The organism is uncultured Salinicola sp. (assembly GCF_937921195.1).
Lineage (GTDB): Bacteria > Pseudomonadota > Gammaproteobacteria > Pseudomonadales > Halomonadaceae > Salinicola.
Window position 1 is genome coordinate 19,763 of sequence record NZ_CALFQK010000047.1, and the last position, 9,288, is coordinate 29,050.

Here is a 9,288-nt window from a genome sequence, read left to right on the forward strand (position 1 = left end):
TTTACCGTCGAACGGTATAAACCACAAATCACCACCAAAAGGACTCCTTACATGGAAGCGCTTAAAGGAAATTTTGTCTCGCAAAAACATGACAAATCGCCCCATCGAATATCTCGCCCATCCTATCTCAAGTACTTGGCCGCATCGGCACTGGCACTAGTGATGTCGTCGACCTCGGCGCTGGCGGAAGATGCCCCGCAGAGTATTCAAATCGGATTCCAGAAAGCGAGCATTCTTACCTTGCTTAAGGCCCGCAGCACGCTCGACCAGGCACTCGAGTCGCGCGGCATAGATACCGAGTGGATCGAATTTCCCGCCGGCCCGCAGATGCTCGAGGCACTCAATCTGGGCAGCATCGACTTCGCGACCGTCGGTGACGCGCCGCCGATCTTCGCTCAGGCCGCCAACGCCGACCTGGTCTATGTCTCGCGAACGCCAGCCAATCCGAAAACCGAAGCCATCCTCGTGCCGAAGGATTCACCGATTCATAGCGTCGCCGATCTCGAGGGAAAATCGGTGGCGCTCAACAAAGGCTCCGACGTCAACTACCTGGTGGCTACGGCACTCGCCTCCGCCGATCTCGAGTACTCACAAATTACCCCGCGCTATCTAAAACCGGCCGATGCCCGCGCTGCCTTCCAGCAAGGCTCGGTCGATGCCTGGGCCATCTGGGACCCCTACTATGCCGAAGCGGAAGTGAATGCCGGCGCGAGACTGCTGACCGATGCCACAGACCTGGTGCCACACTACAGCTTCTATCTGTCGAGTCGCGACTTCGCCGAGTCCTACCCCGACCTGGTCAATCTGTTCAATCAGCAGATTGAAGCGGTCAGCCAGTGGACCTCGAATCACCACGCTGAGGCGGCAAAGATACTCTCTAGCGCCACGGACCTGCCGGTACCGATCTGGCAGCGTGCCATCGAGCGTACCGACTACGGTCTGGAGCCGGTCACCGACGACATTCTCACCGAACAGCAGACGCTGGCCGACACCTTTTATGATATCGGGCTGATTCCCAAGGAGGTCGATGTCAGCACCGCGAAGTGGAAACACGCCTCTCGCTAGGGAGACCGGGTCGCGCACCCATGATGCTATATGGCATCGGAGGAGCCGACTTTCTTCGCCACTTTTTGCATAAGTCGCAAGAGCACGGCCTTTGTGATTAGCACGGTGCCCCATCCATGGGCGGAGAACTTCATCCGCCTCATATGTTGATAGCCTCTACATGGCAAACGCCTATATCGATCCACGACAGCGCTCCGTGGTACAGCAACTGATGCACAGCTGGATAGGGCGCAGTGAGCTGCCTACCTGGATACTCATAGCGACCGTTTATAGCGGCTGGTTCGCCTGCGTGGTCTATTGGCAAACGCTGGGGCTGTTCGCGACCACCCTGCTGCAGATTGTGCTTACTACTTGGTATATGTCGCTACAGCATGAATTGATTCATGGTCATCCCACGCGCTTCCCACGTCTGAACCAGCTGTTTGGCACCTTGCCGCTGGCAGTATGGTATCCCTATGGCCTGTACCGCGACTCGCATTTGGCACACCACCGTAATCATACGCTGACCGATCCCGACGAAGATCCGGAAACCTACTATCTGTCACCTGAACGTTGGGTAAGACTCAAGCCGTGGCAGCAACGCGTGATTCATCTACGCAATACCTTTCCCGGCCGTTTGTTGTTGGGTCCACTGCTGGATATCGCGGCCACATCGAAGAAAATGATGCAGGCGCGGGATCGTGCGGCCATCACCATGTGGTTGGTTCATCTGACGCTACTGGCGGGGCTGCTTTACTGGATGCAGCAGCAGGGTTCTCACCGTTGTGGTTCTTGGGCGCGGTGAGCTATCCAGCCCTGTCGCTGACCAAAGTACGCTCCTTTTACGAACACCGCGCCGAGGAGGCTCCGCTGGCACGATCAGTCAATAACGAAGCCGCATGGCCGTGGCGCCTATTGTTCCTGAATCTCAACTACCATGCTGTGCATCACGATCTGCCCGGTCTCCCGTGGTACGGTCTGCGCAAAGTCTATCTGCTGTATCGCACCGACTACCATAAGCGCAACCAGGGGTTTCATGTCGTCGGTTACAGCGAGTGGTTAGCGCGCTTCTGGCGCAAACCGGTCAACGTCAACGTCCATCCGGGGCCGCACAAGGGTGCACAGAATGCCGGTCATTTCACTGCCGATGTACGATATCCATCATGCCTCGACGGTCGCCCTGACCTCAGAGCTGACGACGCTGTTGTCGCAGCGCGGCGTGCCAGCCGAAGTTGAGTGACCTACCGACCTGCTACCGCACTGGCGCGATGACAGTCTGCTGCTGAGCCAAACCTGCGGCTATCCGCTGGTGGCGTTACTACCCGATGTACAAGTGGTCGGCGCTTTTCATTCCAACGCGCCAGGCTGTGAGGGATTGCGCTATCGCAGTTGGCTGGTAGCGCGAAAGGAAGATGAAGACCTCACCATAAGCGATTTTCATGGCCGCCGCGCGGTATGCAACAGCCATGACTCGCACTCTGGCTATAACTCACTACGCCATGTCATCGCCCCATTGGCACGCGACGGCGAGTTCTTCCGTAGTACATTGATAAGTGGGAGCCACTGTCAGTCGCTGGCGGCGCTGCGCGACAGGCGTGCGGATATGGCGGCTATCGATTGCATTACCTGGGCACTGCTAAGTCTCCATCACCCTGAAGAACTTAGCGGACTGGCAATCATCGGTGAAACGCCACTGTGCGCCTCGCTGCCGCTGATGACCTCGGCAAAAACCGATGCGACGACCCTCGTGCATCTGCGTAGCGCCCTGAGCGAACTCACTACGGCTAAAAGATACCAACCGCTACTGACGCAACACCTGATTAGTGGGTTCGCGGTGACAGATCGGGCGTTCTACGACGAAGTGCAAGCGTGGGAAGACCAGGCGATCGAGTATGGCGTATCGGTGTTGTAACTACCGAAGACGTCCCTGAAGATACCTATGCACTCGTGCTGCGAGTTTACGCCTCCTGCTGACGGCACTGCTCGGCGAGCTGGCCTTCAGGCTTAGCTAAGCCCGAGCGTTTACGCCAAGCGCATCAGGAATCACGATTGGGCATCCGTCGCCCGGCGCTGGCCGCGTCACGATCCCACGGCAGGCGCTTCCGTGACCACGCGCTCGATCCACTCGCCACTGACGAAATCGGGCTCGAACCGCGAAACACGCCCCAGGTCCCCAGGTTCGTCAAGGCCCGGCCACCAGACCTCCAGCCCGCCACGCTTGGCATGTCGTGTCCACTCATCCAGTCGCGGAAGGCTGAGGCTGCCCTGTCTGGCACTCGCCAACGCTTGGGGTGCTGGCGAAACCCAGCGCACGCCATGCTCGTGCAACGTTCGCCACTCTCTTTCCGGTGTGTCGGTGGCCACGTCCGCCGCGAGTAATGGATAGCCACGGTGATGAAAGCTCGCGGCGGCACGACGCGCATGCGCGTGCTGCAGTAGCGCTTCACCCTGGAGCCGCAGAATGACACGATCCGGCGACATGCCGAGACGCGCTAGCAAGCCTTCGTAGACCGAACCATGAGAATCCTCGACCGCCTGAATGTGGCGCCAATGCACATCGACAATGAGCCGTTGCTTGGCTTCGGGGTCCTGGCTCAAGTGATGGAGCGCGTGAAGCACCCGCTGGAAACGATCGACAAAGACGACGTCCTCTCGATCCCAGGCCAGGAAATAGAGAGAGTCGGTGATCAACTGACCACCGGAGTCGTCGCGAATTTCTGTGTAGGCCTCCTGCGCTTCATGGTCGAGACGTTTGAGCGAATAGACCGTGCGTTGGCGAGGGTACAACTGACGGTCGAGCAAGGTTGCCGAGATCGACCCATCTCGATAATGAAAATGCGCGTGGTGGGAGAGCGTCGAGCGCGGATTGAAGATATCGAGGTGCTGATTGAAATAATTGACGACCTGAGTCAGCGGCATGGAAAGTCCTCCTGCAATGGAATCGACGACAACGTTTCAACCTGGGTTTTGCATACCCCACCGTCGCACCGTCACGGTCTCGAGGGTTTCGAAAACGAGATTCTCGACCAGCAGACCGATGAGAATCACGACCACGAGTCCCGCGAAGACGTTATCGGTGTACAGTTCGTTGCGATTCTGAAAAATGTACCAACCCAGCCCTCCGCCACCGGAGGAAGCCCCGAACACCAATTCCGCTGCGATCAGTGTGCGCCAGGCAAACGCCCAGCCAATCTTCAATCCCGCCAGAATCGACGGCAGCGCCGCAGGAATGAGTAGATGGACGACATAGCGCAGCCCTCGCAGCCCGTAATTTCTTCCCGCCAGCCTGAGCGTTTCGGGCACCCCTTGAAAACCAGCATGGATATTGACGGCCATCGCCCACAGCACCGAGTGAACCAGCACGAAGACCAGGCTACCCTCCCTCAGCCCGAACCACAGAAGCGCGAGCGGCAACAGCGCGATCGCTGGCAACGGACTGAACATCGAGGTCAACGTACCGAGCAGATCCCGGCCCACCCGCGTGGAAACGGCCAATACGGTCAACGCCAGCGCGCCGACGACACCCAATGCATAACCCTTGATCAAGACGAAAAGCGAATTCGCCACCTTGGACGGCAGCGTGCCGTCTCCGATACCGGCCCACAGGGCACTGGCAGTATCCAACGCACTGGGCAGCATCAAGGGGTTGTTCTGATAGCGTGCCAACGCCTCCCAGATCAGGGCCAGCAGTATCAGGATGACGCCTTTGCGGACCAGCGCGCTATCCCAGAGGCGTTGCCACCATGGTCGCGACTGTACCCGCACCCGTTCGTCGACCGGCGCCAGTTCGACGTAACGATCCTCACGCGGTATCGGCAGTTGTCGACTCATGTCGACACCTCGGATGGCGATGACGACGTCGCCCGGATATCGAACAGCAATTCGTGAATATGGCGGCCGCGACGTTGGGTGGTCGGGCTGCCCAGGCTGGCGAGCGAGTCTTCGCTGCAATCGAGCTCGGCACGCACGCGGCCGGGATGTGGAGACAGCAGCAACACACGATTGCCGACGATCTGCGCTTCTTCGATGGAGTGGGTGACGAACAGTAGTGTCGATGCGGTCTGCTCGCACAGCGCCAGCAGCTCCTCCTGCATCTTGCGCCGCGTCAGCGCATCGAGCGCAGCGAAAGGTTCATCCATCAGCAGGATCTTCGGTTCCATGGCCAGGGCTCGCGCGATCGCCACGCGCTGCTTCATACCGCCAGATAGCGTATGGGGATAAGCATGGGCGAAACGCGACAGCCCGACCGTCTCCAACACTTTATCCGCGCGCGCTTCCGCCGTCCGACGATCGAGCCCCCGTGCGATTCGCAACGGGAACACCACGTTCTGGCGCACGCTTTTCCATGGCATGAGCTGATCGAAGTCCTGAAAGACCACGAAACGATCGGGGCTCGCGCCACGAATCGACGCGCCGTCGAGACGTATTTCGCCCTCCGTCGGCCGCAGAAAACCCGCCACCGCCTTGAGCAAGGTCGACTTTCCGCATCCGGACGGCCCCAGCAAGACGAAGCGATCCGCCGGCAGCACGTCGAAGCTTACCGACTGGGTCGCCCGCACCCCCCCCTGACGCGTGACATACTCCAGGGTCACCGCGTCCACGGCCAGCCGAGGCCGGACCGACGAGGCCCCCGGTACGGGAGCGTCGCGGGAATGCCATGCTTCCGCCACCCCCATTCAGCTGCCCTCCCAACGACTGGCGTCATCGACGAAGTAATCCAGCCAGTCGGCCGGCTGATGGTGAATCGCGCCGACACGATGAAGGAACTCGGCCAAGGGATAGGTATTGCGCGGTACCGGCGTATAGCGCACCTTGGGATCGGTGATGATCGACTCCAGCGTCGCCACCTCGAGCTTGGAGTCGGTCACGCTGCGATAGATTTTGGCGGACTCGGTAGGATGCTCACCGATGAACTGATCCGCCTCCTCCAGCGCCTCCAGAAAGAGCCCGTACACCTTGGGGTGCTGTTCGAAGAAACTCGACCTGGCGTAGATCAGCGTCGGAGTGATCGGCCCTCCCACGATATCGTAGGAACTCAGCACACGGTGCACGTCGGGGTCCTCGAGCTCCTGATATTGATAGGGAATATTGGAGAAGTGAGCGCTGATCTCGGTACCGCCCGAAATCAACGCCGCCGTGGCATCGGGATGCGGTAGCGACACCGTCAGATCATCCAGCCGATCATATTGGTCGTCACCGAAGGCTTTGGCGACCGCCATCTGCAGCAGACGTGACTGGACGGAAACGGTGACTGCCGGCACGGCAATCTTGTCGCCCGGACCGAAGTCTTCGAGCGTCTCGACATCAGGATTGTTGGTGACCAGATCATTGGGAAACTCCCCCAATGCGGCAAACGCCTTGACGTCGAGACTGCCCCGGGTACGATCCCAGGCCGTCAATAAGGGGCCGACACCGGCGCTCGCAATGTCGATGCTATCGGACAACAGCGCACTATTGACGTTGGCGCCCCCCGACAACTGCACCCACTCGACATCCAGATCGATGCCAGCGGCTTCGGCTTTCTTCTCAAGCAACCCCTGGTCCCGAATCACATGCAGCGGCAAGTAAACGAGACCGTATTGCTCAGCAATTCGCAGAGTCTCGGCATCGGCACTTTCGCTTATCGCCAGTCCTGAAACGGCAATCGCCAGCGCACCCAGTGACGCCGACACCTTCAGCCTTCCGAAAAATAATCGAAACGACATTGGCAATATCCTTCGCACCCATATTGAGATGGACACCGAGCACGGCCCGGTGATATCGATACGTTACGCAGGCACGTCGACAACCACCAATCAGAGTTTTGTCATTGCTAATCGTGTTGTCCGCTAAGCAAAAAAAGGGATTTAGATCTAACGACAACTGATTTAACACCCGGCTTCGAGTTCAGGATCATGATCACCTGTGCCATGTCGAGGAATCCGAAATGACCCGCCACACATTCCACGTCCGGCCCGCTGCCGGCCATATCGGTGCCGAGATCGTCGGCCTGGATTTATCGAAACCGCTCTCAACCCAGCAGTGGGAGGCGCTCAGGCAAGCCTTTCACGACCACCAGGTTCTGTTCTTCCACGATCAGCATCTGACCCGCGATCAGCACATTGCGCTGGGGCGCCGTTTCGGCAAGCTGCACATTCATCCCATGACTCCAGGACCGGAGGGCTACCCGGAGATATTCCCGATCCACGCCGATGCCGGTTCTTCGGATGACGTGCGCAAGATTCGTCAGGGGCTGAGTCGCGCCATCAATGGCAACCACTGGCACTCCGACGTATCTTGCGACGAAGAGCCACCATTGGGCAGCCTACTCTACTTGCGCGAAGTGCCGCCTGTCGGCGGAGACACGCTATTTGCCAGTGGCTACGCAGCATTCGAGGCGCTGTCACCGGCCATGCAGCGCTTTTTGTCCGGGCTTCGGGCACGCCACTCGGGAGAGGAGAACTACAAGCTTCGCTACGCCGGTCGCAAGGCGCAGGACCGTAGCGCCTTCGGTTTCCAGAACGGAAAAGAATATCCGGAAGCGATCCACCCGGTCGTTCGCACCCATCCCGATACCGGGCGTCAGGCGCTTTTCGTCAATCCAGGATTCACGGCCGAAATCGTCGATCTGGCGCCGGAGGAGAGCCGGGCCCTGCTCGACTTTCTCTACCGTCATCAGACGTCACCTGAATTCACTTTCCGTCTGCGTTGGCGACCCAATACGCTGGCACTGTGGGACAACCGCTGCGTGCTACATCGGGCGATCTACGATTACGCGGGTCAGACCCGCAGCGGTGAGCGAGTCACCATTCAGGGCGACCAACCCTATTTTATTCAACCCGCGCAATCGCAATGGATATCAGAAGCTATCGTGGCGGGGTGAGGCCACACGAGAGCTCGTCCAGTGCAGCCTCTGATGTCGCATAGCGACGGTACAAAAGATGGTTACAGGGATGGCCGGTACTAAAAAGTCCGCCGGGCGGCGAGCTGAAAACGAGCCGGTCGACTCAGCGCTTGGCGTAGAGCCTCTCGGCGTGATAGCGCAAGTGTTCGTCGATGAAGCTGGCGATGAAGAAGTAGCTGTGGTCGTAGCCGGGGTGGCGGCGCAGGGTCAGCGGGTGATCGTGCTCCTCGCAGACCGCTTCCAGCCGCTCCGGCTTGAGCTGCTCTTCGAGAAAGTTGTCAGCTTCGCCCTGGTCGATGAACAGCGGCTGGCGCGACGAGCCCTTGGCGACCAGTTCGCAGGCGTCGTACTGCGTGCGCAGGCCGACGTCGTCGCCCAGGTAGTTCTCGAAAGCCTTCTGCCCCCAGGGCACCTGGGTCGGGTTGACGATCGGCGCGAAGGCCGAGACCGCCGCATAACGCCCAGGCTGACGCAGCGCCAGCACCAGTGCACCGTGGCCCCCCATGGAGTGACCGCTGATCGATTCGCGACCGTTGACCGGGAAGTGCAGCCGTACCACCGAGGGCAGCTCCTCGGTGACGTAGTCGTACATCCGGTAGTGCTTCGACCACGGCTCACGCTTGGCGTTGAGGTAGAAACCCGCGCCGGAACCGAAATCGTAGCTGTCGTGCTCGCCGGGCAGGTCCAGGCCGCGGGGGCTGGTGTCCGGACAGACGATCGCGATACCCAGCTCGGCCGCGGTCTTGAGCGCCCCCGCCTTCTGCATGAAATTCTCGTCGTTGCAGGTCAGACCGGAGAGCCACCACATCAGCGGCACGCGCCCTTCCTCGGCCTGCGGCGGAAGATAGATCGCGAAGATCATGTCGCAATCCAGCGCCCGGGAGTAATGCTTGTAGCGCTTGACCCAGCCACCGAAACTCTTGGTGGCCGAGACCAGCTCCAACTGCTCGCTCATCGACATGGTTTTCTCCTTGCAGCACCGGCGGCATCACCACCGGCGGATTGGACGCGTGTCGGACGCGGTTCGCGCGGCCTCGGGCGCGATGGATCAGATGCCATTCGCGGCTTTGGACGCGTGTTGAAGGCTCTTCGCGCGGCTTCGGGTGCGTATTAGTTGAAGGTCCTTCGCGCGGCTTCGGGCGCGTATCAAAAATGCAGCACCGTACGAATGCTCTTGCCCGCGTGCAGCAGCTCGAACGCCTCGTTGATCTGGTCGAACGGCATGTCGTGGGTGACGAACTCGTCGATCTTGATCTCGCCGTCCATGTAGCGCTGGACGTAGCCCGGCAGCTCGGTACGGCCCTTAACGCCGCCGAAGGCGGAGCCCTTCCAGACCCGGCCGGTGACCAGCTGGAACGGGC

The 9,288-nt window shown here is 59.8% G+C and carries 8 protein-coding genes and 2 pseudogenes; 4 read left to right on the top strand and 6 right to left on the bottom strand.

Going from position 1 to position 9,288, the window contains the following annotated elements; genetic code table 11:
- The first annotated feature begins 51 nt into the window (after positions 1 to 51).
- From Q0602_RS04150 to Q0602_RS04160, 3 genes and pseudogenes are all read left to right on the top strand, one after another.
- Positions 52 to 1,065, top strand: a complete 1,014-nt coding sequence (locus Q0602_RS04150) for a sulfonate ABC transporter substrate-binding protein (RefSeq protein ID WP_298839373.1) — start codon at positions 52 to 54, stop codon at positions 1,063 to 1,065.
- A gap of 358 nt (positions 1,066 to 1,423) precedes the next feature.
- A pseudogene (locus Q0602_RS04155) lies at positions 1,424 to 2,280 on the top strand (fatty acid desaturase).
- A 73-nt stretch (positions 2,281 to 2,353) separates the two neighbouring features.
- Positions 2,354 to 2,956 carry a PhnD/SsuA/transferrin family substrate-binding protein gene (locus tag Q0602_RS04160; RefSeq protein WP_298839376.1) on the top strand — a complete coding sequence of 201 codons (603 nt, stop codon included), beginning with the start codon at positions 2,354 to 2,356 and terminating at the stop codon, positions 2,954 to 2,956.
- 167 nt (positions 2,957 to 3,123) lie between these two features.
- Here the strand turns inward: Q0602_RS04160 and Q0602_RS04165 are convergent, their stop codons facing one another.
- Genes Q0602_RS04165 through Q0602_RS04180 form a run of 4 tightly spaced genes read right to left on the bottom strand, consistent with a single transcriptional unit; the run spans position 3,124 to position 6,749 of the window.
- Positions 3,124 to 3,963 carry a hypothetical protein gene (locus tag Q0602_RS04165; protein ID WP_298839379.1) on the bottom strand — a complete coding sequence of 280 codons (840 nt, stop codon included), beginning with the start codon at positions 3,961 to 3,963 and terminating at the stop codon, positions 3,124 to 3,126.
- A gap of 36 nt (positions 3,964 to 3,999) precedes the next feature.
- Positions 4,000 to 4,875, bottom strand: coding sequence for an ABC transporter permease (locus tag Q0602_RS04170; RefSeq protein ID WP_298839382.1), 876 nt, complete (start codon positions 4,873 to 4,875; stop codon positions 4,000 to 4,002).
- Positions 4,872 to 5,720: an ABC transporter ATP-binding protein gene (locus tag Q0602_RS04175; protein ID WP_298839385.1), complete on the bottom strand. Its 849-nt coding sequence runs from the start codon at positions 5,718 to 5,720 to the stop codon at positions 4,872 to 4,874. Before Q0602_RS04175 ends, Q0602_RS04170 begins: the two co-directional genes overlap by 4 nt.
- Positions 5,721 to 6,749 (bottom strand): ABC transporter substrate-binding protein, encoded by a 1,029-nt coding sequence (locus Q0602_RS04180; protein WP_298839388.1) that lies wholly within the window; start codon positions 6,747 to 6,749, stop codon positions 5,721 to 5,723. It abuts the gene before it with no gap.
- Positions 6,750 to 6,970: 221 nt separating this feature from the next.
- On the opposite strand from Q0602_RS04180, the gene Q0602_RS04185 reads away from it, so the two are divergent.
- Positions 6,971 to 7,906, top strand: coding sequence for a TauD/TfdA family dioxygenase (locus Q0602_RS04185; protein WP_298839393.1), 936 nt, complete (start codon positions 6,971 to 6,973; stop codon positions 7,904 to 7,906).
- Between the two features lie 124 nt (positions 7,907 to 8,030).
- Here the strand turns inward: Q0602_RS04185 and fghA are convergent, their stop codons facing one another.
- Positions 8,031 to 8,888 (bottom strand): S-formylglutathione hydrolase, encoded by an 858-nt coding sequence (gene fghA, locus Q0602_RS04190; protein ID WP_298839396.1) that lies wholly within the window; start codon positions 8,886 to 8,888, stop codon positions 8,031 to 8,033.
- Positions 8,889 to 9,073: 185 nt separating this feature from the next.
- A pseudogene (locus tag Q0602_RS04195) lies at positions 9,074 to 9,288 on the bottom strand (S-(hydroxymethyl)glutathione dehydrogenase); the annotation flags it as partial.